Raw genomic sequence first — 25,138 nt, forward strand, 5'->3', positions numbered from 1 at the left:
GACCAGGCTACGTGGGAGGGATCTCGGGGCATGGACGACGTCGTGATCGTCGGGGGCGGCCACAACGGGCTGGTGGCGGCCGCGTACCTCGCACGGGCGGGGAAGTCGGTCAGGGTGCTGGAGAAGCTGCCGCACGTCGGCGGCGCGGCCGTGAGCGCGTCACCGTGGGAAGGCGTCGACGCCCGCCTCTCCCGTTTCTCCTACCTCGTGTCGCTCTTACCGGACCAGATCGCCGCTGATCTGGGTCTGAACCTCACTTTGCGGTCCCGTTCCGCGTCGTCGTACACGCCGAACGGCAAGTCCGGGCTGCTGGTCGAACGCTCGCCGGGCGAGGCGACGCTCAGGTCGTTCGAGGCCGTGTGCGGGTCGCTCGACGACTGGGACCGGTGGCAGCGCTGGTACGCCGACCTGGAGTCGATGGCCGCCGCGCTGGCGCCGACTCTTTTGGAACCGTTGGTGTCACGCGAACACCTGCGCGTGCACGTCGACGCGGTGGTGCGCGGACGGCTGTGGGAACAGGTCTTCGAACGCCCGATCGGCGCGACGCTGCAGGAGCTGTTCGACAACAACCTGGTGCGCGGCGTCGTCGCCACCGACGCGTTGATCGGCACCCACTCGTCGCTGCATTCGTTGCGCGCCAACAAGTGCTTCCTCTACCACATCGTCGGCAACGGCACCGGCGAGTGGAAGGTCCCGGTCGGCGGCATGGGTGCCGTCACCGCCGAGCTGGAACGGGTCGCACGCGAGGCCGGTGCGCAGATCGTCACGGGCGCCGAGGTGACGTCCGTCGAGTCCGACGGCAAGACCGCCTCGGTGACGTGTGGTGACTCCGTCTTCGAGGCCAGGTACGTGCTGTCCAACGTGGCGCCTTCCGTGCTGGGACGGTTGCAGGGCAAGGAAGTCCACGACGCGCCCGGCTGCCAGCTGAAGATCAACATGTTGCTGCGCAAGCTGCCGGAGCTGAAGTCCGGAGTAGACGCACGGCTCGCGTTCGCCGGCACGTTCCACCTGGACGAGTCCTACGACCAGCTGGAGACCGCGTACCTGGAGAGCGCCGCCGGCCAGGTGCCGTCGGTGCTGCCGGGCGAGATGTACTGCCACTCGCTGACCGACCCGTCGATCCTCGGGCCGTCGCTGGCGGGCCACGAGACGTTGACGTTGTTCGGCCTGCACCTGCCCGCGTCGTTGTTCGAGGGCCGCAACGAACTGCTGCGCGACGAGCTGGTGCGGCGCTACCTGGACCAGCTCAACGCCCACCTCGTCGAGCCGATCCAGAACTGCCTCGCCGTCGACGCCGCCGGTAAGCCGTGCATCGAAGCCCGCACGCCACTGGACCTGGAGGAAGAGCTCGGACTGCCAGGTGGCAACATCTTCCACGGAGAGCTCGACTGGCCGTTCGCCGAAACCGACGACGAGATCGGCAAGTGGGGCGTGGAGACCGACGTGGACAACGTCTTCGTCTGCGGTGCGGGCTCCCGGCGCGGCGGCGGCGTGAGCGGCATCGGCGGCCACAACGCGGCGCGAGCGGTCCTGGAGCGCATCTGAGGCACATTTCGCTGACATTTATGATGGCACTTCGCGTCATCTCTGGTTACAGTTGACGGCGTGGGGGACTTTTACGGGATCGCGGAAATCGCCGACGCCATGGGGCTCAGTCGGCAACTGGTGGCTGTCTGGCGCAAGAGGCGCTCGCACGGCATCCCCGAGCCCGACGCCGAACTCGCGTCGGGCCCGATCTGGCGTCGTGAGACCGTCGAGCCGTGGATCGAACGCACCCGAGGCCGCTTGGGCCTCGCCGGCGCTCGCGAGTCGGCCAGCAGAAGCCTGCGCCTGCGCACGTGCCGCCGGGTGCTGCGCCTGGCCGCGCTGATGCTGGAGGAACCGCAACGGCCGCGCGTGCTCAACGAGGCGGCGGATCAGTTGCGCGACCTCATCCACGAGGTCGATCAGGCCGCGGACGACGTCGTCGGCGCACTCCTGCGTGAGCTCGTCGAGCCGGTGCGCGACCCGGACGTGCCCGCGGAGTTGCTGCGGGTGCCGGTCATCGAGTCGTTGCCGCTGGTGACCGCCGTCGCGCGAAACTCGCCAGACTGGTGACGAGCGCCCCAAGAGCCGCCAGCGCTATCGCGATCGCCCACTCCGGCAACTCGTAGAGCGCGCTCGTCGCGAGCACGATCTCCAGCGACCGCAACCACTTCTGCCGCAGCACCGCGGTCAGGCACACGCCGTACGCGAAGTGCACGAGCCGCTTCCTGAGCAGCCACAGCGCCATGATCGCCACGGCTGTCAACGAACTGTGCAACGCCTGTTCGGCGGGCCATGGCGGGTTGATCCACGTGACCGCCGCCAACGCCCCGCTTTATATCAGGATTTATATATCAAGGAACCTTGCTAAAGGTTTATTGATGTGGGTACCGTGGTGTCATGACGGACAGTCCGATCACCGACCCCAAAGCTCTCCGGGCGCTCTCGCACCCGTTCCGGTGGAAGCTGATCACGCTGCTCAGCGACGAGGGGCCGAGCACCGCCACCCAGTGTTCGGCAAAGCTGGGGGAGAGCGTTGCCAGCTGCTCGTACCACCTGAACATGCTGGCCAAGTACGGGTTCGTCGAAGAGGTGGAGGGGCCTGGCAGGCAGAAGCCGTGGCGGATCGTCAGCCGCCACCAGTCGATCTCCACGGAAGGGCTTGAAGGGGAAGCCGCGCTGGCCGCCGAGGCTGCCTCGCTCGCCTACCTGGACCAGGAGTACGAGCGGACCCGCGAACGCTTGCGGCAGTACGACCACCTTCCGTACGAGTGGCGTGAGCACGTCGGCTTCACCGGCGCCACGGCGTTCCTGACGCGCGAAGAGCTCAAGCAGGCGCAGGAGGAGTTGCGGGCGGTGCTGCGCCGGTATGAGGAGCGCATGGAGAACGCGGAGCTGCGGCCGGAGGGTTCCAGGCCGGTGCGGTTCTTCCTGAGCGCGACGATTTCACCCGAATAGCAACGAACTGAGGAGGTTCGCCATGTTCCCGCACCACGACGCGTTTGCTATCGCGAAGTATCGGCAGGGCGACTTCGAGGCCGACGCCGCCGCGCGCCGCCTCGCGAAGAAGGCGCAGGAAGTCTCGGCCAAGCCCGAGCGCCGCCGGTTAAGGCTGTTCGTTCGCGTACGACCGGCGTAACGTGTGCACTCGCCGCCGCTGTAAAGGTTTTCACCAACGTTTCACCTCGACCGAGGGGAGAACATCGGTGTTCCGGAGACTCGGCGCGGCGGTTCTAGCGGCCTTGCTCGCCACCACGGTGCTGGCGGAGCCGGCGCAGGCGGCGGTGCACAACGTCAAGGACTACGGCGCGGTCGGCAACGGCAGTGCGAACGACACGGCCGCGATCAACAGGGCGATCACCGCGGCGAACTCGGCCGGCGGCGGGACCGTGCGGTTCCCGTCCGGCACGTACCGCTCGCCCAACTCGATCCACCTGAAGAGCAACGTCACGATCCAGCTCGACTCGGGCGCGACGATCATGGGCGCGTCCGGCACCGGGTACGACCCGCCGGAGGACAACCCGTGGGACGACTACCAGGACTACGGGCACAGCCACTTCCACAACGCGATGATCTGGGGTGACCGGCTCACCAACATCGCGTTCGTGGGCAGCGGCACCATCGACGGCGGCGGGGCGCTCATCACCGGCAACCCGGGCCGGGGTCAGGCCGACAAGATCATCTCGCTGACGCGCTGCGAGAACCTCACGGTCAGCGGTATCAAACTGCGCCGTGGCGGGCACTTCGCGATGCTGATCAACGGCTGCAAGAACGTCACGTCCGACCGGCTGACGATCGACACCGCGAGCGACCGCGACGGCTGGAACGTCATCAGCACCACCAACGTGACGATCACCAACGGCAACTTCGCGGGCAACGACGACGCGCTGGCGTTCAAGAGCGACTACGCGCTCGGGCAGAAGCTCAGCAACGGCAACGTGAAGGTCTACGACACCAAGCTCAGCGCGGGGTGCTGCAACGCGTTGATGTTCGGCTCGGAGACGTGCGGCGACTTCACCGGGTACGACTTCCAGCGCATCGACATCAAGGGTTCCAACAAGTCCGGGCTCGGGCTCGTGTCGATGGACGGCTCGGTCGTCTCCGACGTGCACTACAAGGACATCACCATCAGCGGCGTGCGGTCGCCGATCATGCTCAAGGTCGGCGCTCGCAAACGCTGCGGGAACAGTCCCGGCGTCGGCACCATCAAGAACATCACCTACGACAACGTCACGATCAACGGTGCCTCGCCGTCGTTCAGCCCCACGATCATGGGTGACGTCGACGGTCACATCACCGATGTGACGTTCACCAACGTGAAGATCAACGTGCCCGGCGGCAACGGCACCATGTCGACCAGCCCGCCGAGCAACGAGCGCACCAACTACAACCCGAACAGCATCGGCACCCGGCCCGCGTACGGGTGGTACGTCCGGTACGCCGACCGCATCAAGTGGGTCGGCGGCAGCGCGGTGTCGTTCACCAGCAACGACGGCAGGCCCGCGGTGATCGCCGACAACTCCACCGACCTGACGTTCGACACGTTCGGCTGGGAGCGCGGCAGCAACAGCCCGACGGACTTCCTGTTCCGCAACACCAACGGGTTCTGCGTCCGCAACAGCGGGTCACCGCGGATCCAGAACACCGGCTCGACCGAGAAGTGCGGGGTGAACAACGACTTCAGCCTCGCGGTCGACCCCGCGTCACGCGTCGTCAAGCCGGGCGAGACGGCGTCGTTCACGGTCAGCGCGGCCTCGACGGGCTCGCCGGGGCCGATCAGCCTCGACGCCGACAACGTGCCCGCGGGTGCCGTCGTGCAGTTCAACCCGGCCACGATCAACGCCGGTCAGTCGTCCACGATGACCGTCGCGACCCTGCCGGACACCCCGCACGGCTCGACGAACATCAACGTCATCGGTACGGCGGGCCAGCTCACGAGGTCGGCGGTCGCGATCCTGACCGTCGGCGACCAGCCGGCCGAACTGGAGCTGAGCGGGCTTTCCGTTGCCGACACCGGAAACGCGGGTGACTGGTCGGTGCAAGCCAACCTGCGCACCGGCGTCGCGCAGTACGGCGACCGGGACTTCACGTTCAGCGCGGTGCCGGAGGAGGTCGCGGGCGCGAAGTGGATCCGCACCGCCAACGACTCGAAGTCGGCGACGCAGAACCCGTTGGCGCGCTTCACGATCAACCGCGACGCACTGGTGTACGTCGCGGTCGACACGCGGCTCGGCAAACGCCCGTGGATGGACGCGCTGTGGATCGACAGCGGTCTCCAGCTGGTCAACACCGAAGGGTCCGCGAAGACCTTCCGCCTGTACGCCAAAGGCTTCCGGGCGGGCGAGGTCCAACTAGGACCCAACGGTGGTGCCAGCAATTACAGCGTGATCGTCAAATAGCTTCCAAACGCACGATCACCGACTTGGAGGTCGGCGTTCCCGAGATGTCCGCCTTGGAGTCCAACGGCACCAAGGGATTCGCCTCGGGGAAGTACGTGGCCACGCATCCCCGCGCGGTCGAGTAGGAGACGATCCGGAACGACTCGGCGCGGCGTTCCACAACGCCCGTCGGGTCGTCCTTCCACTCCGAGATGATGTTGACCATCTGACCGTCGGAGAACCCCAGCTCCTTGATGTCGTCGGGGTTCACGAACACCACGCGCCGCCCGTCCTTCACGCCGCGGTAGCGGTCGTCCAGGCCGTAGATCGTGGTGTTGTACTGGTCGTGGCTGCGCAGGGTCTGCATCAGCAGCCGGCCCTCCGGCACTTCCAGCACCGTCAGCTCGTTCGCGGTGAAGTTCGCCTTGCCGGTGGCCGTCGCGAACTGGCGTGAGTCACGCGGCGGGTGCGGCAGCACGAAACCATCCGGCTGACGCACGCGCGTGTTGTAGTCCGCGCATCCCGGCACCACATGGGAGATGTGCTCGCGGATGATGTCGTAGTCCTTCTCGAACGTCTCCCACGCCACGGGGTGCGAGGTGCCGAGCACCTTGCGCGCCATCCGGCAGATGATCGAGACCTCGGACAGCAGCTGGTCGGACGCGGGCGTCAACCGGCCGCGCGAGCGGTGCACGACCGACATCGAGTCCTCGACGGTCACGAACTGCTCGCCCGAGTGCTGCACGTCGCTCTCGGTGCGGCCCAGGACGGGCAGGATCAGCGCGGTGCGGCCGTGGATCACGTGCGAGCGGTTGAGCTTCGTGGAGACGTGGACCGTGAGGGAGCACTGCTCCAGCGCCTTCTCGGTCACCGGGGTGTCCGGGGTGGCGCTGACGAAGTTGCCGCCCATCGCGATGAACACCTTGCCGCGGCCGTGGCGCATGGCGTTGATCGCGTCGACGGTGTCGAAACCGTGCTTGCGCGGCACCGGGATGCCGAACTCGTTCTCCAGCGCCAGCAGGAACTTCTCCGGCATCTTCTCGTAGATGCCCATCGTGCGGTCGCCCTGCACGTTCGAGTGGCCGCGCACCGGGCACAGGCCCGCGCCCGGCTTGCCGATCATGCCGCGCAGGAACATCACGTTCGTGACCTCGCGGATGGTCGGGACGCTGTGCTTGTGCTGCGTGAGACCCATGGCCCAGCAGGCGATCGTGGCCTGCGAGTCGACGAACATGCCGGCCACGCGGGTGATCTGCTCGCGGGTCAGGCCGGTGGCGGTGAGCACGCGCTCCCAGTCGAGCTCGCGCAGGCTCTCCGCGTACTCCTCGAAGCCGTGCGTGACGCTGGAGATGAACTCCTTGTCGATCTTGTCCCACTGCAGCAGCAGGTGCCCGATCGCCTGGAACAGCGCCTGGTCGCCGCCGACCTTGATCTGGACGAACTCGTCGCACAGCGCGGTGCCCCTGCCGACGATGCCGGCGACGTTCTGGGGGTTCTTGAACCGCATCAGGCCCGCTTCCGGCAGCGGGTTGATGGCGATGATCTTCGCGCCGTTCTTCTTGGCGTCCTCCAGCGCGCTGAGCATGCGCGGGTGGTTCGTGCCGGGGTTCTGGCCGACGACCACGATCAGGTCGGCGAGGTCGAAGTCCTTGATCGACACCGAACCCTTGCCGATGCCGATGGTCTCGTTCAGCGCGGCGCCGGAGGACTCGTGGCACATGTTCGAGCAGTCCGGCAGGTTGTTGGTGCCGAACGAGCGGACCAGCAGCTGGTAGAGGAACGCGGCCTCGTTGCTGGTGCGGCCGGAGGTGTAGAAGATCGCCTCGTCCGGTGACGACAACGCTGTCAGCTCGTCGGCGATGAGGCCGAACGCGGCGTCCCAGCTGATCGGCGTGTAGTGCGTGGCGCCGGGCCTGAGCACCATCGGCCCGGTGAGTCTGCCCTGCTGGCCGAGCCAGTAGTCGGTCTTGCTCTGGAGGCTCTCCACCGAGTGCTCGGCGAAGAACTCCGGGCCGATTCGTCGTTTGGTGGCTTCCTCGGCGACGGCCTTGGCGCCGTTCTCGCAGAACTCCGCCATCTTGCGGTGGCCCTGCGGCTCCGGCCACGCGCAACCGGGGCAGTCGAAACCTTCACGCTGGTTGAGCAGACGCAACGTCTTGACGGTCCGGCCGACACCCATCTGCTCGACCGCGCGGTCGAGCGACACGAGCACACCGGGAATACCCGCTGCCCAGGTCTTGGGGGTGCTGACTTCGAGCGCGGACTCGTCGACGTCGTGCTGCGGGGGCTTGCTGCTCATAGCTGCATTCTTCGCTGATCGACGTCGACGCCGCCAGCGCCCCCGAAGAACGCGGCGGCGTCGTCGCACGGGCCCCAAGGGGTTAGACGGTCCGTGATGGACAATTGTGATAGCCGTCACTCCTGCCCGGCACCTCTGAAAGGGTGATCAATCGCAGGTGTTCTCCGAAGGCATGCGTCCGTCCGTGGAGAAGTACTTCCGGTCGTCCTTCGCGACGCCACCACCCGGTTCGGCGGGCTCGGTGAACTGCGGCGCGAGGAACCCGTCCCGCGCCGCCCGGCACGCGATCGAGTACTGGAAGCCCATGGCGTCCGAGGGCCACAGACCCTCCGGGGTGACGGTGAACGTCACCTGCTGACGGCTGGCCGCGACCATCTCCATCTGGTTCGTCAGCTCGGCCGGATCCGGCGGCTCGAACGCGTAGGCGAACACGTAGTCCGTCAGCACGGCCGGGTAGCCGTTCTTCTCGCCCAGCGTCATCTGCCCGGAGACCTTGATCCCCAGGAGCTTGGTGCCGGTCTTGAGCCGCGTGGTCCAGCCGGGCAGATCGCGCGCCACCTCGTCGCGCACGTCCGGCGCGAGCATCGTCAGGAACCTGTCCGGCCGGTGCTCGCTGATCATCACCGGATCCGTCCGCGACGCGATGAGCGCCTGCCGCACCCGCTCGTAGAGAGGGTCGGCGTTCGGCACGCCGATGCCCTTCTCGCCGTCCTGCCACTGCTCGGCAGGCGTGCCGGCGAACGGAATCCGAACGTTCACCCCTGGCGCCCGAGCGCGCTGGCAGAGCCCGAACAGCACCGCGCCGATGATCACCAACGCGATCGCGGACACCACCTTGTTGTTCACGAGAACACCACGTTCGCGGGCTTGATCGGGTTGCCCGGGCCGTTAGCAGGTATCTCGATTCAAGTCGATACCCAAGCCTCCGTAGACTTGACAGCTGTGACTGAACTCGACACCGCAACCCAGCGTCCTGACCTCCCCGCCGCGTGGACCCCGGCGGAGGTAGAGGCGGAGCTGTACCAGCGGTGGCTCGACCGGCGGTACTTCGAGGCGGACGTCAAGAGCGACAAGCCGCCGTTCACGATCGTGCTGCCCCCGCCGAACGTCACCGGCTCGCTGCACATGGGCCACGCCATGAACCACAGCGTGATGGACGCGCTGAGCCGGCGTCGCCGCATGCAGGGCTACGAGGTGCTGTGGCTGCCGGGCATGGACCACGCCGGCATCGCGACCCAGAACGCCGTCGAGCGCGACCTGGCCAAGCAGGGCATGTCCCGGCAGGACCTCGGGCGCGAGAAGTTCGTCGAGCGCGTCTGGGAGTGGAAAGAGGAGTACGGCGGCAAGATCCTCGACCAGATGAAGCGGCTCGGCGACGGCATCGACTGGTCGCGTGAGCGCTTCACCATGGACGAGGGGCTGTCGCGCGCCGTCCAGACGATCTTCAAGAAGATGTACGACGACGGCCTGATCTACCAGGCCGAGCGGATCATCAACTGGTGCCCGCGCTGCCAGACGGCGCTCTCGGACATCGAGGTCGACCACAGCGAGGACGACGGCGAGCTCGTCTCGATCCGCTACGGCGACGGTGACGCGTCGATCGTCGTCGCGACCACGCGCGCCGAGACGATGCTCGGTGACACCGCGGTCGCCGTCCACCCGGACGACGAGCGCTACCGGCACCTCATCGGTACCGAGGTCGAGCTGCCGCTCACCGGCCGCCGCATCCCGATCGTCGCCGACGCGCACGTCGACCCGAAGTTCGGCACCGGCGCCGTCAAGGTCACGCCCGCCCACGATCCGAACGACTTCGAGATCGGCCAGCGCCACGGCCTGCCGAACCTCACGGTCATGGACGGCCGCGCGACGATCACCGCGCACGGCCCGTTCGAGGGGATGGACAGGTTCGAGGCGCGTCCCGCGATCGTCGCGGCACTGCGCGCCGACGGCCGGATCGTCGCGGAGAAGCGGCCGTACGTCCACTCCGTCGGGCACTGCTCGCGGTGCAACACGGTCGTCGAGCCGCGCCTGTCGCTGCAGTGGTGGGTCAAGGTCGAGACCATCGCCGCGGCCGCGTCCGCCGCCGTCCGCGACGGCCGCACCAAGATCCACCCGGCCGAGCTCAACAAGCGGTACTTCGACTGGACCGACAACCTGCACGACTGGTGCATCTCGCGTCAGTTGTGGTGGGGCCACCGGATCCCGGTCTGGTACGGCCCGAACGGCGAGGTCGTCTGCGTCGGACCGGACGACGAGGTTCCTTCCGGCGACGGCTGGCGTCAGGACGAGGACGTCCTCGACACGTGGTTCTCGTCTGGCCTGTGGCCGTTCTCCACGCTGGGCTGGCCGGAGTCCACTGAGGACCTCCGGAAGTTCTATCCGACCAGCGTTCTGTCGACCGGCTACGACATCCTGTTCTTCTGGGTCGTCCGGATGATGATGTTCGGTCTGTACGCGATGGACGAGGTCCAGCCGTTCGACCACGTCTTCCTGCACGGCCTGATCCGCGACCAGTACGGCAAGAAGATGTCGAAGTCCAAGGGCAACGGCATCGACCCGCTGGACTGGATGGAGCGCTACGGCGCGGACGCCACCCGGTTCACGCTGCTGCGCGGCACGAACCCCGGTTCGGACATGGCCGTCGCCGAGGAGTGGGCGGCCGGGTCGCGCAACTTCACCACCAAGCTGTGGAACGCCACGCGGTTCGCGCTGGCCAACGGCGCGACGGTCGCCCGTCCGCTGCCGGCCTGCGACGAGCTGACGGCGGCCGACCGCTGGATCCTCGACGAGCTCGACGCGCTGGTGTCCACTGTGGACTCCAACTTCGAGGCGTTCCAGTTCTCCCGTGCCTGCGAGGCGTTGTACAGCTTCACGTGGGACGAGTTCTGCGACTGGTACCTGGAGATCGCGAAGGTCCAGATCTCGGACGGCCGCGCCGAGGCCACGCAGTCCGTCCTGGGCCACGTCCTCGACGTCCTGCTGCGCCTGCTGCACCCGTCGATCCCGTTCATCACCGAGACGCTGTGGACGTCGCTGACCGGTGGCGAGTCGCTCGTCGTCGCCCAGTGGCCCGAGGTTTCCGGTGCCGAGCGCGACCTCGACGCGAAGGCGGAGATCGAGGGCCTGAAGAAGCTCGCGACCGAGATCCGCCGGTTCCGTTCCGAGCAGGGCCTCAAGCCGGGCCAGAAGGTCGCTGGCAAGGTCCGCGGCGCGTGCTGCGTCGGCCTGACCGACCAGGTCCCGTCGGTCCGCGCGCTGACGCGACTGACCGAGCCGGGCGACGAGTTCACCGTCTCCGCGACGCTCGAGGTCGGCCTGCCCAAGGGCGCGGTGAAGGTCGAGCTGGACCTGTCCGGCACGATCGACGTCGCCGCCGAGCGCAAGCGCCTGGCGAAGGACCTGGCCGTGGCGCAGAAGGAGCTCGAGGGCACGACGAAGAAGCTGGGCAACGAGGCGTTCCTCGCCAAGGCGCCCGCCGAAGTCAAGGCCAAGATCGAGGAGCGCAAGGCCACCGCCGAGTCCGAGATCGCCCGCATCAACGAGCGCCTGGCCGCGCTGCCGGAGGCGTAAGAACCGTGGAAACCAACCTCGACGAGTTCCTCGACGTCGAGAACGAGCTCAACCAGCGGTGGCCCGAGACCAAGCTCGAGCCGTCGCTGGACCGGATCAAGGCGCTCGCTCACGTGCTGGGCGACCCGCAGACGTCGTACCCGGTCGTGCAGCTGACGGGCACGAACGGCAAGACGTCGACGTCACGCATGGTCGATGCGCTGTTCACGCGCATCGGCCTGCGCACCGGCCGGTTCACGAGCCCGCACCTGCAGCTCGCGACCGAGCGGATCAGCCTCGACAACGAGCCGATCTCGCCTGAGCGCTACGTCGAGGTCTACCGCGACATCGAGCCGTACGTCGCGATGGTGGACTCCCAGTCGGAGATCCGGATGAGCAAGTTCGAGGTGCTCACCGGCATGGCGTACGCGGCTTTCGCGGAAGCACCGGCCGACGTCGCCGTGGTCGAGGTCGGCATGGGCGGCACGTGGGACGCGACGTCCATCGTGGACACCCGCGTCGCCGTGCTCACGCCGATCGGCGTCGACCACACCGAGTACCTGGGCAACCGTCCCGAGGACATCGCGGTGGAGAAGTCCGGCATCATCAAGCCCGGCTCGGTCGCGATCGTCGGTGAGCAGACGCCCGAGGTCATGAGGGTGATCCTGGAACGCGTCGCCGAGGTGGACGCGATGGTGGCCCGTTTCGGCAGCGAGTTCGGCGTCGTGTCGAGGTCGGTGGCCGTAGGCGGCCAGATGATCACGCTGCAGGGCCTCGGCGGCCTCTACGAGGACATCTTCCTGCCGCTGCACGGCGAACACCAGGCAGCGAACGCCGCGCTGGCGCTCGCCGCGGTCGAGGCGTTCTTCGGCGCCGGCCCCGAGCGCAAGATCGACATCGAGATGGTCCGCGAGGGCTTCGCCTCGGTCGTGACGCCGGGCCGCCTGGAACGAGTCCGCTCCGCACCCAACGTCTTCGTCGACGCCGCGCACAACCCGCACGGCGCAGCGGCTCTGGCCCGCGCGCTGGAGTCCGAGTTCGGCTTCCGCAAGCTGGTCGCCGTCGTCGCGGTCATGTCCGACAAGGACGCCGAAGGCATCCTGTCGGCGTTGGAACCGGTAGTGCAGGAACTGGTGATCACCACCAACTCCTCACCGCGCGCGATGGACCCGGACGTGCTCGCCGGCCTGGCCGTCCCGATCTTCGGCGAGGACCGCTTCGAGGTGCGTCCCCGCCTGGTCGACGCCATCGAGGAAGCCATCCACCTCATCGAGGACGAGCAGTCCGGCGGCGGCATCATCGTCACCGGCTCCGTGGTCACCGCGGGCGAGGCCCGCGCCCTGTTCGGAAAGGAGCCGGCATGACCTCCCCGGCCCCTCTCAAGAAGGACCCGATGAAGGCGTTCCGGGGCATCATGGCCGGCACGCTGATCCTCGAGGTCATCGTCGTGGCCCTGGCCCTCCCCGTGATCGCCAAACTGCACGGCGGCGTCACCTCCCTAGTCGGCTGGGTCGCCTTCGGCTTCATCGCGGTGTTCATCGCGATGTGCGCCTTCGTCCGCCGCCCCTGGGCCATCGGCGCCGTCGTGGGCCTGCACGTGCTGCTGATCGCGTCGTGGCTGCTGCTGCCCGCGATGGGCGTGATCGGCGTGATCTTCGGCCTGGTGTGGGCTTATCTGCTGTGGCTGCGGAAGGACCTGCTGAAGCGGATGGCGGAAGGTCGCCTGCCCGCGCAACAGCAACAGACAGGCTGATCAGGTCTGGTCGTAGGCCATCAACGCGTCGATGACCACTCGGACGCGTCGTTCGGCGTCCGCGAGATCGGACGTGAACGGCAGCCTCGGGTTGAACTGGCTCCGCTGCATCTCGAGGTTCCACACCGAACCCTGGCCAGGAATCTCGACCGTGTACTGGATGCGGTCAGAGGTGTCATAGCTCAGCTTGTCGTTGCGCACCGCCTTCCGGCCCTTGTACTCGGTGACCTCGCCGAGCTCGTTCGGCTCGACGAACCAGTCGAATGCGGGATTTCCGGGCCGGTAAGGCGACAGGTAAACGTAAAGACTGTTGTAGATTCCGCTCGACTTGTGCCCGCGCACCACTATTTGACAGTAGAACTTGTCGGTGACGACCCGCGCGACATCCGTCGATCCCATTGCGTTCTTGACTACGTCGTCATTCAGCGCGGCGCACCAGTAATAGGGACCCCACTCCAGTTCCTTACCGGTGCCGGCCTCGTCGTTGTTGATCCTCCGGACGTCGAAGAACCCGTGCGGCTCGGGTGCCGCCCATCCCAGACACCGCGTGTCCTCCATCCCGATGAGCTCGGCGCAGTCCGCCTGCGGTCCGATCGCCGGGGCTGGTGGTGCGATCTTCGGGGCGGCCACCGGCCTGGGCGTGGAGCAGGCGGTGAGAAGCATTGCGGCGCTGACGAAAAGCGCCAAAGAACGAAGCATGTCGCACTTCGTACCCGTGCTTGTCGCAATGCCGCGGTGACACTTCGCCTTGTTCACCCGATCGTGCTTTGAAACCACGACGAGGGCCGTGGCCTGGCGCTATGCTGCTAGGCGCACGAATCTGCAAGGAGGGGTACTGGGGATGAGCGGGACCAAGGTCGATCTGGAGACACTGCGCGCCGCGATCAAGGAGTACGAGTCGATCCGCGACGAGCTGATTCAGGCTGAGCAGTCCGGCAAGTTGCTGACCACTGTCCAGGGTGCTGGTCTGGACATGCCGAGCAAGGTCTACGCGAACTACGCGGTCACCGCGGGCCAGATGCATCAGCAGTCGAACAAGCAGCTGCAAACCACGCTGACCACTCGCATTGACAACCTGAAGGCCACCCTGCAGCAGTACGAGCAGACCGAGCAGGGCAACGCGGCCAACCTGAAGCCGAAGGACTGAGCTGTTGCGCATCCGAACCATCGTCGTTGGCGCCGCCGCATTCGCTCTGCTGGCGGGCTGCGGTTCTGGCGGCGGTACCACCGGCACGCCGACCAACGGAACTCAGCCGACCAGCACCAGCAACAGCGGCGGAGCGCCCAAGGTTCAGAACCCGCTCGACGTGAAAGCCTTCGAGGCCGATCCGTGCAGCGCGGTCACCGCGGCTCAGATCCAGGCGTTCGGGCTGCCCGGGGTCAGCGGCAAGGTCAACACCACTTCTCCCGGACCTGCCTGCACCTGGCTGGGTGCGAGCACAGCGGGAAAGATGACTCCTGGGCTGGGGATCCTTCCGGAGGGCACGAACCTCTCCACCATCCTGCCCAACAAGGACGCGACCTATCAGGTGTTCGAGTCGCAGCCTGAGGTGCAGGGCTACCCGGCGTACCTCGCCCTTGCTGTCGACCAGCGCAAGGACGGCGGTTGTGAGGTTCTCGTCGGGGTCTCCGACGAGAAGGCGATCCTCTTCACCTTCTCGAGCTTCAACGGCAGCCCCAAGTTCGCGGATCCGTGCGGCGCGGTCACCGAGTTCGCGAACCTGGCCATGACGACGATCAAGGCAGGTGCGAAATGACACGGCCAGCGCCCAGCTGCTTCACCCAGGACAACACTCGCGCCGACGGGTTCTCCGGGCACGAGATCTACGCCCAGATGACCGGCGGCCCCGGCACCGGATCGGCACAGGCGGCCGCGAACGCCGCCACCGCGTTGGAGCGCGGCTACGCCGGGATCGAGCAGCGGCTCAAGCGGGTCGGCGAGACCCTCGGTGAGACGTGGTCCGGCGCGAGTGCCGACGCCGCCCAGACCGCAGCCAACCCGATCAACCAGGCCATGATCCAGATGCAGGACGCCCTGCGCCAGGCCGACCACTCGTTGTCGAACCAGGTCTACCAGTTCAACTACAACAAGGGTCAGCTCAAGAACATGCCGGAGAAGAAGCCGGAGACGGGCTTCTGGGACGACGTGTCGCCGTGGGACACCGACACCGAGGACGCGGTCAACAGCTACAACTCCGAAGAGTCGCACAACCGCAAGGTCTACAGCGAGTTCCAGAGCGCCAGCAACACCAACCGCGGTGAGCTGCCCAAGGAGTTCCCCGGCGTCACGGCGGACACGCTGAACGTCGAGGTCATCAACACCGGTAGCGGCAACGGTGACGACAACACCACGAACGTCAGCAACACGGGTCGCCCATCCGGCAATCCCACCTTCCCGAGTTCGACCGGCTCGCCGCAGGGGCCGACCGGCACGACCTGGACGCCGCCCGGCACCACGACCGGGACCGGCGACCAGACCACCACCAGTGGCGTCGGCGGCGGTGACGACGGCAGGGGTGTCGTCCGGCCCGGCGACCTCGGTGGCAGTGGTGGTGGCAAGCCTCCCGCCGGCACCGTGATCGACCGGCCGCCGAACACGGGCATCCCGCCCATCGGTGTGCCCGGTGGTCCTGGCCTGGGTGGTCCCGGCGGGACCGGTGGCGGTCGCGGCGGCAGTGGTGGCGGCGCTGGTGGCAAGTTCGGCGGTGGCGGCGGAGCCGGCGGCAAGTTCGGTGGCGGCGGCCTCGGTGGCGTCGGCAGCGGTACTGGCAGCAGCGGCAACGCGGGTCAGCAGCCCGGCGGCAAGTCCGGTGTGTTCGGCGCCATGGGCGAGGGCGGGCCGAACGCCGGGGCGCGCGGTGGTGCCGCGGGTGCGGGTGGCCGGGCTGGTGCCGCCGGTGTGGGCGGTATGGGTGGCCAGGGTCAGAAGGGTCAGGGGGAGGACGACTTGGAGCACAAGTCCGCCGACTACCTGATCACCGAGGAGAACACGAACGAGATCATCGGCGACATGCCGATGGTCGCACCGCCGACGATCGGGGGGTGAGCGTGCTGCGCTCGTCCATTCAGCTGTCCGACCTCGCGTTCGACGTGCTGTGGAAGCAGGAGAAGCTGGGGGAGTACCACCCGGCGCTGCACGTCGACTCTCCCGGCGAGACCGAGGACGAGCGCGCGGTGATCGAGCGCGACGTCATCGGTGAGCTGCGCAGGGTCGGGCTGGACCACCCGGACGTGCGGGGCACGTTGCACCTGATCGCCAAGGCGGAGCAGGACTACTCGGCGTGGATCGCTGTCACGCCGAGCGAGACCAGGCCCGTGGTGGTCGCGGCGAACTCACAGCACGGTGTGCTTGCGGTGCACGACAACGGGTTCGTGCAGCTGCACCCGATCCGGCCGGAGAACGCGCCGGAGGTCCTCGCGATGCAGCTGCCGGACGTGCCGGCCGGTCGTGGCGCGTCGATCAACGTGCACGCGTCGGAGATCAACGTCCACCAGCCGGGCAAGGCGTCGCCGTCGATCTCGCTGCGCCAGTTGCTCGCCCAGCCCCGCAAGGGCACGGCGAAGCTGTACTCGGCGCGGCGCAACGGCGAGGGCAGGCAGCGGGCCAAGACCTTCCTCACCACGATCGACTTCGAGGACGGCCGCTGGCTCGTGGTCAAGTACACCGACCAGAACCACCAGACGTGGGTGCACGCCACGCCCGCGTCCCGGCAGATCATCACGGACTGGCTCAAGCGCCTGTCCTGAACGGGTTCACCGGGCGTCGCGGTCGCGACCGCCCGGTGAAGTTCACTTCGGGTTCTACGGCTGGTCAGAACCGGCGACTAGAAACCGCGCATGACCTTCGACCGTCGCACGTTGTTCAAGGCTGGCGCACTCGGCACGGCCGCGGCGCTGGTGCCCTCCGGCATCGGCCTCGCCAGGACCGACCGCCCGACCCTCACGCACGGCGTCCAGTCCGGCGACGTCACCTGGGACGGCGGCATCGTCTGGACCCGCGCCGACCGTCCGTCCCGGATGCTCGTCGAGGTGTCCAACGACCCGAAGTTCCGCTTCTCCCGCCGCGTTCGCGGTCCGTTGCTCACCCCGGAGACCGGCGGCACCGGGCAGGTCAGGGTCGGCCACCTGCTGCCAGGCCGTCCCGCGTACTACCGCGTCACGGCCGAGGACCTGCACGGCCGTACCTGCAGCGAACCGGTCACCGGCAGCTTCACCACCGCCCCGCTCGGCCGCGACGAGGTGCGGTTCGTGTGGTCCGGTGACGTCGCGGGCCAGGGCTGGGGCATCAACCCGGACATCGGCGGCATGCCGATCTTCAAGGCGATGGCCGACCGCAGGCCCGACTTCTTCATCCACAGCGGCGACAGCGTCTACTCCGACAACCCGCTCAAGGACACCGTCACGCTGCCGGACGGCCGGATCTGGCGCAACCTCGTCACGCCGGAGAAGACCAAGGTCGCCGAGACGCTCGACGAGTACCGCGGCCAGTTCGCCTACAACCTGCTCGACGAGAACCTCAAGCGGTTCGCCGCCCAGGTCCCGATCTTCGCGCAGTGGGACGACCACGAGGTCACCAACAACTGGTATCCCGGCGAGATCCTGGAACTCCCGCAGTACACCGAGAAGCGCGTCGACGTGTTGGCACAGCGCGCTTTCCAGGCGTTCCACGAGTGGATGCCGATCGATCAGAAAGCCGCCGTCGACGGCCGCGTCTACCGGAAGTTCTCCTACGGCCGCAACGTCGAGATCTTCGTGCTCGACATGCGCACCTACAAGGACAAGAACACCTCGCCCAAGGACCAGCCCGGCGTGATCCTCGGCGCGAAGCAGGCGCAGTGGCTCGTCCGCGAACTGGCCCGCAGCACCGCCACGTGGAAGATCATCGCGGCGGATCTGCCGATCGGTCTCACGGTCCCGGACGGTGCCGACATCGAGGGCGTCGCGAACGGCCTGCCGGGTGCGCCCAACGGCCGTGAGCACGAGATCGCCTGGGTGTTGCGGGAGCTCAAGAAGCGCCGCGTCAAGAACACCGTGTGGCTCACCGCGGACGTCCACTACACCGCGGCGCACCACTACTCGCCCGACCGCGCGGCCGTGGGCGACTTCGACCCGTTCTGGGAGTTCGTGTCCGGCCCGCTGCACTCCGGCGCGTTCGGCCCGAACACGCTCGACCCGACGTTCGGCCCGCAGGCCGTGTTCGTGCACGCCCCGCCCGCCGCCAACACCACGCCGCTGGACGGATTCCAGCACTTCGGCGAGGTCAAGGCGGACCGCGACGAGCTCACGGTCTGGCTGCGCGACGCGACAGGCGCCTCACTCTGGTCCAAAACGCTCAAGGCCGTCTGACGATCGCCGTAGTGTCGGTGCGTGCCCATCTCGTTCGACACCACCGGCTTCCGTCAGCTCGACCAGAACACCTGGCAGCATCCCAACGGTGACCAGGCCGATCTGGCCTACTACAACCTGGTGCCAGACCTGCCCGCCGGGCTGGACGACCTGCCCAAGCTCAGGCACGACCTCGCCCTGATCCACGGCGAGACCGGCTGCCTGATCGAGGCGCACGTCGTCCAGCTCGCCGGGGTGCCCGCGCTGCTGCGGATCGTCAAGATGCCGTTGCCGAACCAGCCGAACGGGCAGGTATTCCTCTGCTCCTTCACCATCCCCAAGGCGAACTGCAGCGCTGTCCTGCAACTCGGGGCGTTGGAGCGCGGCATGACGGGCGCGCGTGAGGCCGTGCTGGCGTCCGAGATCGGGTTCGAGCAGTGGGTCAAACCGCACCCCTACGCGCCGGAGCTGCAGGGCGTGCTGCCGTTCCACGCGGGCGACGATCCCCGCTACGACGCGAGGTTCCCCGACCACCCGTTGTCCCGAGTGCGGGCGTGGGCGCACCACGTCGTCCGCACGGCACGGGTGGACCCACCGTTCGCGTCGCTGCCGCCGTTCCAGGTGCAGGCGCCACCACCTCCGGTCGCACCCGGCCAGACCCTCGTCACAGCGCTGCCGAGCCTGCCGGTCAAGGACTTCGTCGGCCTGCAGATCGGTGACCAGACGACGTACTGGCGGACGACCGATCCGAAGCTGAAGGACATGCTCGGCCGCGGTCTCATGGGCCGGTCGCCGCTCACCGACACCCGGTTCCGCGACATGCTCCTCATCGACGTCAACACCGGCGAAGCGATGATCCCCGACCGCTTCACCACCGACGGCAACATGACCGCCCACGGCACGCACCTGGTCCAGGTCACGCTGCCGGAAGCGGACGCCGAGCTCTCCGACGACGACGTCATGAACGCGTTCCGGTGGGCCGGGCGGATGTGCGGCGAGGCTGCGGAGCGAGGGGAGTACCTCTCCCTCGAACCCGTCCAGAGCCAGGGCGAGCAGGCGGATCCGCACGTCCTGCTGGCCGTGCAACAGCGCGAAGGACAGCAGGTCGTCATCGCCCAGTTCTCGCCTCCACCCGTGGAGGGTCCGCTGGCGGGGTCGCCGAGCCGTAGCGCACCGGCGACGCCGGAGTCCGTCGAGGGCATCGGCGTGATCGCCGGAATGGCGGTCAACGAGTGGCGCTCGCACCCGCTCCGTCTAGCGATCACCTACAAGCGCCCGGCGGGCTGATCGCAAATATTTGCAAGCCCCGACGTATTGTTTCCCGCTGTTTGTCGTGGTTTCGTGCAGCAACCCTGCAAGAGTTTGCGACAAGGAGGTCGCGATGCGTCGGGTCGTCGCCGCGCTCGCTGCACTGGTTTTGCTTCCCCTCACACCCGTCCAGGCCGTTGCCGCACCACCGCAACGACTGGCCGTGGGGGAGGTGGTGGACATAGCGCCCGGTGTGCGCGACGGGGACGCGAGACTCGCGTTGCCGCCCAAGCGCGACGACCTGCGGGGCGAGCGCTTCTACTTCGTGATGCCCGACCGGTTCGCGAACGGCGACCAGGGCAACGACCGAGGTCGCTCGAACGCCGCCGAGAACGGGTTCAACCCCGCTGACAAGGGCTTCTACCACGGTGGAGACCTCAAGGGCCTGCACCGGAAGCTCGACTACCTCGACGGCATGGGCATCACGGCGATCTGGATGACGCCGATGTTCCTCAACCGCTGGGTGCAGGGCGATTCAGCCGGCTACCACGGCTACTGGACGCTCGACTTCACCAAGCTGGACCCGCACTTCGGCACCACGCAGGAGATGCGCGAGCTGATCCGCGACGCGCACCGCCGTGGCATCAAGGTCTTCTTCGACATCGTCGCGAACCACACCGCCGACGTGATCAAGTACGCGGAGAACAAGACCCAGTACGTCAGCACGGGCGCGCAGCCGTACCTGGACGCCGACGGCAAGCCGTTCGACATCGCGGACTACGCGGGCCGCAAGGACTTCCCGAAGCTGGATGCGCAGAAGTCCTTCCCGTACACCCCGGTGAAGGACGGGCCGACGAAGTTCCCGTTGTGGCTCAACGACTCCACGCTGTACCACAACCGCGGCGACTCGACGTTCTCCGGCGAGTCGAGCGAGCAGGGCGACTTCTCCGGCCTCGATGACCTGATGACCGAACACCCGCGCGTGGTCAACGGCATGAAGGACATTTTCACCAGCTGGATCGACACGCTCGACATCGACGGCTACCGGGTCGACACCGTCAAGCACGTCAACCTCGAGTTCTGGCAGGCGCTGGCGCCGCACGTGAAGCAGTACGCGAACCGCAAGGGCAAGAAGGACTTCTTCGTGTTCGGCGAGGTCTTCGACTCCTCGCCGGAGAACACCTCGAAGTACACGACGACCGGCAAGATGCAGGCCACGCTGGACTTCCCGTTCCAGAGCAGCGCCGTGAGCTTCTTGTCCGGCAAGGGTTCCCAGCGCCTCGGCGAGGTGCTGCTGGACGACGACCGCTACACCGACGCCGACTCCAACGCGTCGTCACTGCCCACGTTCCTCGGCAACCACGACATGGGCCGGATCGCGTGGATGATCCGCAACGACCGGCCGGGCATCTCGGACGCGGAGCTGCTGGAGCGGCTCAAGCTCGGCAACACCCTGATGTACCTGTGGCGCGGCAACCCCGTCGTCTACTACGGCGACGAGCAGGGTTTCGCGGGCACCGGCGGCGACAAGCTGGCGCGCCAGGACATGTTCGCCTCGAAAACGCCGGAGTACATGGCGGAGAAGCTGATCGGCTCCGACCGCACCGGCGCCCAGGACAACTTCACCACCTCGCACCCGCTCTACCAGCAGCTCAAGGCACTCGCCGCCCAGGTGGACCGCGACCCGGTGTGGCGTGACGGCAACCAGGTGCTCAGGTATGCCGACGCCGATGTGTTCGCCTTCAGCCGCATCCTCGGCCGCGAGCACCTCGTCGTCGCCAACGCCGGCACCTCGCCTGCGACCGTGACCGTGCCGGTGTCTTCCTCGGCTTTCGAGAACGCGCAGGTGCAGAACGGCCGTGTCACGGTGACCGTGCCCGCGCTGTCGACGGTGGTGCTCAAGGGAACCAGCGACGTCGTGAAGTCGAAGCCGTCGCCCGTTCTGGTCGCCCCGGCTGCGGGAACCGTGCTGGACAAGTGGGTCGAACTTCGCGCGGAGGGCATCGGCGCACCCAACGCGGCGGCCACGTTCGCCGCACGGGTCGAGGGCACGCGCGACTGGACCGTGCTCGGCACCGACGACGCTGCGCCGTACCGGGTCTTCGCTGACCTGTCGGCACTTCCTGGCGCCGCGGTGGGCAAGCGCGTCGAGCTGCGGGTGGTGGCGAAGTCCGGCGAGATCGGTGCGGACGGCGCGTTCGTGTCGCTGGTGGCCGCCCCGCCGATCCCGGATCCGGGCACCAAGAACCCGGACTGGCTGGTCGTGCACTACGCACGCGACAACTACGACGGCTGGGGCCTGCACGCCTGGGGCGACGTCGAGACGCCGACCGAGTGGAACGCGCCGCTGCCGTTCGCGGGCGAGGACACCTACGGGCGCTTCGCGTGGATCAAGCTGAAGCCGGGCGCCAAGTCGGTCGGGCTCATCGCGCACAAGGGCGACGAGAAGGACACGTCGATCGACCGGTTCGTCGACCCGAGCGTGACGCCCGAGGTGTGGCTGAAGCAGGGTGACGTCGCTGTGCACCCGTCCGAGCAGGCCGCCACCGGCAAGGCCGTCGTGCACTACGTCGGCGACGCCACCGGAGCCGTCGTGCGTGTTGCCGGACGTGCTGACGTGCCGTTCACCAACGGCGTTGCAGAACTCCCGCCCACCACGGACTTCTCCGTTGTGCGCGGCACGACCGTGGAAGCGACGGGCAAGTTCACGAGTGGCCACTCGTGGGTCGCAGGCGGGAAGGTGCACGCTACGAAAGCCGCGGCCGAGAACCGTGCGGTGATCCACTACAACCGTGCGGACGGTGACTACACGGACTGGACGATGTACCACTGGACCGGGTCCGCGGAGCCCTCACCGGGCTGGAACCAGTCGCGCGTGCCGGACGGCAGGGACGCGTACGGCGTCTACTGGTCGGTGCCGCTGGCCGCCGGTGCGGCGGGCCTGAGCTACATCATCCACCGCGGTGACGCCAAGGATCCCGGGCCCGACCAGTTCCTCGACCTGGGCCAGAAGGGGAACGAGGTGTGGCAGCTGCAGGGCAACGAGACCTACCTGCTGCCGACCAGTGTCGGCCCGGCCGCTGATGACGACCTGACCAAGGCCAAGGCGATCTGGATCGCGAAGGACAAGGTCGTCTGGGACGTGCCTTCGGTGCAGTCCGACGGCTACCGGCTCGAATACGGCTCACGTGTGCTGCGCTTGTCTCCCACGACCGAGGAGGTGCCGGCGCAGTTCCCGCACCTCAAGGGCAAGCCGGTGTTCGCCGTGCGCGGGTTCGTCGACGAAGCGTTGCGGGACAAGCTTTCCGCCGTGCACGTCGACGCGGGCGGCGCGATCCGGCACCGCACGAGCGTGCAGATCGCAGGAGTGCTCGACGACCGTTTTGCCGCTGCGGCAACGAAACTGACGTTCGGGCCGACGTTCGACCACGACCGTGCGTCGATCAGGCTGTGGGCGCCGACCGCTCAGAACGTGAAGCTGCGGCTGTTCGACGAACCTTCGGGTGAGCCGAAGAAGATCGTGCAGCTCAAGCGCGACGACGCCTCGGGCTCGTGGTCCGGCGCGGGCAACTGGAAGAACAAGTACTACCAGTTCGAGATCACCAACTGGCAGCGCACGGTCGTGGTCACAGACCCGTACTCCGTCGCGCTTTCGGTGAACTCGACGCACTCGCAGTTCGCTGACCTCAAGGACGGCAAGTCCATGCCCGCGGGGTGGTCGAAGGACGTCGCTCGCGGGATGGGCAGCGCGATCACCGAACTGCACGTGCGCGACTTCTCGATCAACGACCAGTCGGTGCCTGCTGCTGATCGCGGCACCTACAAGGCGTTCACGCACCGGGATTCGACGGGCATGAAGCACCTCAAGACGTTGGCCGCCGCGGGCATGGACACCGTGCACCTGCTGCCGACGTTCGACATCGCGACGATCCCGGAGAAGCGCTCTGACCAGGCCACGCCCGCGTGTGACCTGGCGTCGCTGCCGGCGGACTCGGACCAGCAGCAGGCTTGTGTCGGTGCGGTGGCCGGTCGTGATGGCTTCAACTGGGGTTACGACCCGTTCCACTACGACGTGCCCGAGGGCTCGTACGCCACGGCGGACGCGCAGAACGGTGTGGCGCGCTCGAAGCAGTACCGCGAGATGGTGAAGTCGTTGCACGACAACGGCAACCGCGTGGTGGTGGATGTCGTCTACAACCACACGGCGGCGTTCGGTGACGCACCGACGTCCGTGCTCGACAAGGTCGTACCCGGCTACTACCAGCGGCTCAACCTCGACGGCTCGGTCGCGAACTCCACCTGCTGCGCGAACACCGCGACCGAGAACGCCATGATGGGCAAGCTCGTCGTGGACTCCGTGGTGCGCTGGGCGCGCAACTACAAGATCGACGGGTTCCGGTTCGACCTGATGGGCCACCACCCGAAGGCGAACATCCTCGCGGTGCGGGCGGCTCTGGACGCGCTGACCGTGGAGAAGGACGGCGTGGACGGGCGCAAGATCGGCGTCTACGGCGAGGGCTGGGACTTCGGCGAGGTCGCCGGCAACGCCCGGTTCGAGCAGGCGACGCAGGCGAACATGGCCGGCACGGGTGTCGGCACGTTCAGCGACAGGTTGCGCGATGCCGTTCGTGGCGGCGGGCCGTTCGACGACGACCCGCGCGTGCAGGGCATCGGCTCTGGTCTGGCCGGTGACGTGAACTCCTCGCCCGCGAACGGTGACGTGGCCGCGCGGCTGGAGAACTACAGCGACCTGGTGAAGCTGGGCATGGCGGGCAACATGGCCTCGTACCAGTTCCGCTCGACGGCCGGGCCGGTGGTTTCCGGACGGGACGTGAAGTACAACGGCTCTGCCGCCGGGTACACCGGTCAGCCGTTGGAGGCGATCACGTACGTCGACGCGCACGACAACGAGACGTTGTTCGATGCGTTGACCTACAAGCTGAAGCCTGAGACGTCCGCCGCGGATCGCGTGAAGATGCAGACCGTGGCGCTGGCACCGGCGTTGCTCGGGCAGGGGCGGCCGTTCGTGCACGCGGGCACCGAGTTCCTGCGATCGAAGTCGTTGGACCGCAACAGTTACGACTCGGGTGACTGGTTCAACGCCTACGACCCGTCGTTGCGCGACAACGGATTCGGTCGCGGGTTGCCGCCCAAGGCCGACAACGAGTCGAAATGGCCGTACGCGAAGCCGTTGCTGGGCATGGCGAAGCCCTCGTCCGCGGACATGAAGGCCGCGCTGGACGCGACCCTGGAGCTGCTGCGGATCCGCCAGTCGTCGCCGCTGTTCTCCCTCGGCAACGCGGACCTGGTGCAGCAGAAGGTGTCGTTCCCGGCCGCGGCGTCCGGAGTGATCGTCATGCACGTCGACGACACGGTCGGGCTGGACGTGGACCCGGCCCGGCGCGGCCTGGTCGTGGTGATCAACCCGTACCCGACGGACCAGGCGGTCGCGCTGCCCGCCGGTGACTGGAAGCCGCTGACCAGGGAGAAGAAGGCAGGAGCCGCGCGTTCGGTCGTCGTGCTGGAGCGATAGTTCCGTAGAGAAATAGTTTTGTTCAAGAT

19 protein-coding genes are annotated in these 25,138 nt (G+C 67.5%); 15 read left to right on the forward strand and 4 right to left on the reverse strand.

Annotated elements, in window-relative coordinates; genetic code table 11:
• The first annotated feature begins 30 nt into the window (after nt 1-30).
• The gene (locus SK803_RS22785; protein WP_319968080.1) at nt 31-1,545 is read left to right on the forward strand and encodes a phytoene desaturase family protein; all 1,515 of its coding nucleotides are present in this window, start codon (nt 31-33) and stop codon (nt 1,543-1,545) included.
• A 60-nt stretch (nt 1,546-1,605) separates the two neighbouring features.
• A complete protein-coding gene (locus SK803_RS22790; RefSeq protein WP_167970530.1) occupies nt 1,606-2,097 on the forward strand; it encodes a hypothetical protein in 492 nt (163 codons plus the stop codon).
• Here the strand turns inward: SK803_RS22790 and SK803_RS22795 are convergent.
• On the reverse strand, nt 2,042-2,350 hold the full coding sequence (locus SK803_RS22795; RefSeq protein ID WP_319968081.1) for a hypothetical protein: 309 nt from the start codon (nt 2,348-2,350) through the stop codon (nt 2,042-2,044). The genes SK803_RS22790 and SK803_RS22795 overlap by 56 nt on opposite strands.
• A 74-nt stretch (nt 2,351-2,424) precedes the next feature.
• On the opposite strand from SK803_RS22795, the gene SK803_RS22800 reads away from it, so the two are divergent.
• From SK803_RS22800 to SK803_RS22810, 3 genes are all read left to right on the forward strand, one after another.
• A complete protein-coding gene (locus SK803_RS22800) occupies nt 2,425-2,982 on the forward strand; it encodes an ArsR/SmtB family transcription factor (protein WP_319968082.1) in 558 nt (185 codons plus the stop codon).
• A 22-nt stretch (nt 2,983-3,004) separates the two neighbouring features.
• Nucleotides 3,005-3,163 (forward strand): hypothetical protein, encoded by a 159-nt coding sequence (locus SK803_RS22805; protein WP_319968083.1) that lies wholly within the window; start codon nt 3,005-3,007, stop codon nt 3,161-3,163.
• A 67-nt stretch (nt 3,164-3,230) separates the two neighbouring features.
• Complete coding sequence (locus tag SK803_RS22810; RefSeq protein ID WP_319968084.1) at nt 3,231-5,423, forward strand: glycosyl hydrolase family 28 protein; 2,193 nt, start codon at nt 3,231-3,233, stop codon at nt 5,421-5,423.
• Here SK803_RS22810 and SK803_RS22815 read toward each other — a convergent pair.
• Nucleotides 5,416-7,701 (reverse strand): FdhF/YdeP family oxidoreductase, encoded by a 2,286-nt coding sequence (locus SK803_RS22815; RefSeq protein WP_319968085.1) that lies wholly within the window; start codon nt 7,699-7,701, stop codon nt 5,416-5,418. The genes SK803_RS22810 and SK803_RS22815 overlap by 8 nt on opposite strands.
• Nucleotides 7,702-7,848: 147 nt before the next feature.
• Nucleotides 7,849-8,547 carry a hypothetical protein gene (locus SK803_RS22820; protein ID WP_319968086.1) on the reverse strand — a complete coding sequence of 233 codons (699 nt, stop codon included), beginning with the start codon at nt 8,545-8,547 and terminating at the stop codon, nt 7,849-7,851.
• 96 nt (nt 8,548-8,643) lie between these two features.
• Here SK803_RS22820 and SK803_RS22825 point away from each other — a divergent pair, with 96 nt between their 5' ends.
• Genes SK803_RS22825 through SK803_RS22835 form a run of 3 tightly spaced genes read left to right on the forward strand, consistent with a single transcriptional unit; the run spans nt 8,644 to nt 13,003 of the window.
• Complete coding sequence (locus SK803_RS22825; RefSeq protein WP_319968087.1) at nt 8,644-11,271, forward strand: valine--tRNA ligase; 2,628 nt, start codon at nt 8,644-8,646, stop codon at nt 11,269-11,271.
• 5 nt (nt 11,272-11,276) lie between these two features.
• Nucleotides 11,277-12,614 (forward strand): bifunctional tetrahydrofolate synthase/dihydrofolate synthase, encoded by a 1,338-nt coding sequence (gene folC, locus SK803_RS22830; protein ID WP_319968088.1) that lies wholly within the window; start codon nt 11,277-11,279, stop codon nt 12,612-12,614.
• Nucleotides 12,611-13,003 (forward strand): DUF4233 domain-containing protein, encoded by a 393-nt coding sequence (locus tag SK803_RS22835; RefSeq protein WP_319968089.1) that lies wholly within the window; start codon nt 12,611-12,613, stop codon nt 13,001-13,003. Before folC ends, SK803_RS22835 begins: the two co-directional genes overlap by 4 nt.
• On the opposite strand, the gene SK803_RS22840 is transcribed toward SK803_RS22835, so the two are convergent.
• Nucleotides 13,004-13,702 (reverse strand): hypothetical protein, encoded by a 699-nt coding sequence (locus SK803_RS22840; RefSeq protein WP_319968090.1) that lies wholly within the window; start codon nt 13,700-13,702, stop codon nt 13,004-13,006.
• A 142-nt stretch (nt 13,703-13,844) separates the two neighbouring features.
• Between SK803_RS22840 and SK803_RS22845 the strand changes: the two genes are divergently transcribed.
• From SK803_RS22845 to pulA, 7 genes are all read left to right on the forward strand, one after another.
• On the forward strand, nt 13,845-14,150 hold the full coding sequence (locus tag SK803_RS22845; RefSeq protein ID WP_319968091.1) for a PE domain-containing protein: 306 nt from the start codon (nt 13,845-13,847) through the stop codon (nt 14,148-14,150).
• 4 nt (nt 14,151-14,154) lie between these two features.
• Nucleotides 14,155-14,760: a DUF3558 domain-containing protein gene (locus SK803_RS22850; RefSeq protein WP_319968092.1), complete on the forward strand. Its 606-nt coding sequence runs from the start codon at nt 14,155-14,157 to the stop codon at nt 14,758-14,760.
• Entirely contained in the window at nt 14,757-16,049 is a 1,293-nt protein-coding gene (locus SK803_RS22855) for a WXG100 family type VII secretion target (protein ID WP_319968093.1), read from the forward strand. Before SK803_RS22850 ends, SK803_RS22855 begins: the two co-directional genes overlap by 4 nt.
• Complete coding sequence (locus SK803_RS22860) at nt 16,046-16,750, forward strand: ESX secretion-associated protein EspG (protein WP_319968094.1); 705 nt, start codon at nt 16,046-16,048, stop codon at nt 16,748-16,750. The genes SK803_RS22855 and SK803_RS22860 overlap by 4 nt, the downstream gene beginning before the upstream one ends.
• Nucleotides 16,751-16,840: 90 nt before the next feature.
• On the forward strand, nt 16,841-18,349 hold the full coding sequence (locus SK803_RS22865) for an alkaline phosphatase D family protein (protein ID WP_319968095.1): 1,509 nt from the start codon (nt 16,841-16,843) through the stop codon (nt 18,347-18,349).
• Nucleotides 18,350-18,370: 21 nt separating this feature from the next.
• Nucleotides 18,371-19,615, forward strand: a complete 1,245-nt coding sequence (locus SK803_RS22870; RefSeq protein WP_319968096.1) for a hypothetical protein — start codon at nt 18,371-18,373, stop codon at nt 19,613-19,615.
• Nucleotides 19,616-19,709: 94 nt separating this feature from the next.
• On the forward strand, nt 19,710-25,109 hold the full coding sequence (gene pulA / locus SK803_RS22875) for a pullulanase-type alpha-1,6-glucosidase (protein WP_319968097.1): 5,400 nt from the start codon (nt 19,710-19,712) through the stop codon (nt 25,107-25,109).
• Nucleotides 25,110-25,138 lie beyond the last annotated feature (29 nt).

This window comes from Lentzea miocenica (assembly GCF_033949945.1).
Taxonomy (GTDB): Bacteria; Actinomycetota; Actinomycetes; order Mycobacteriales; family Pseudonocardiaceae; genus Lentzea; species Lentzea miocenica.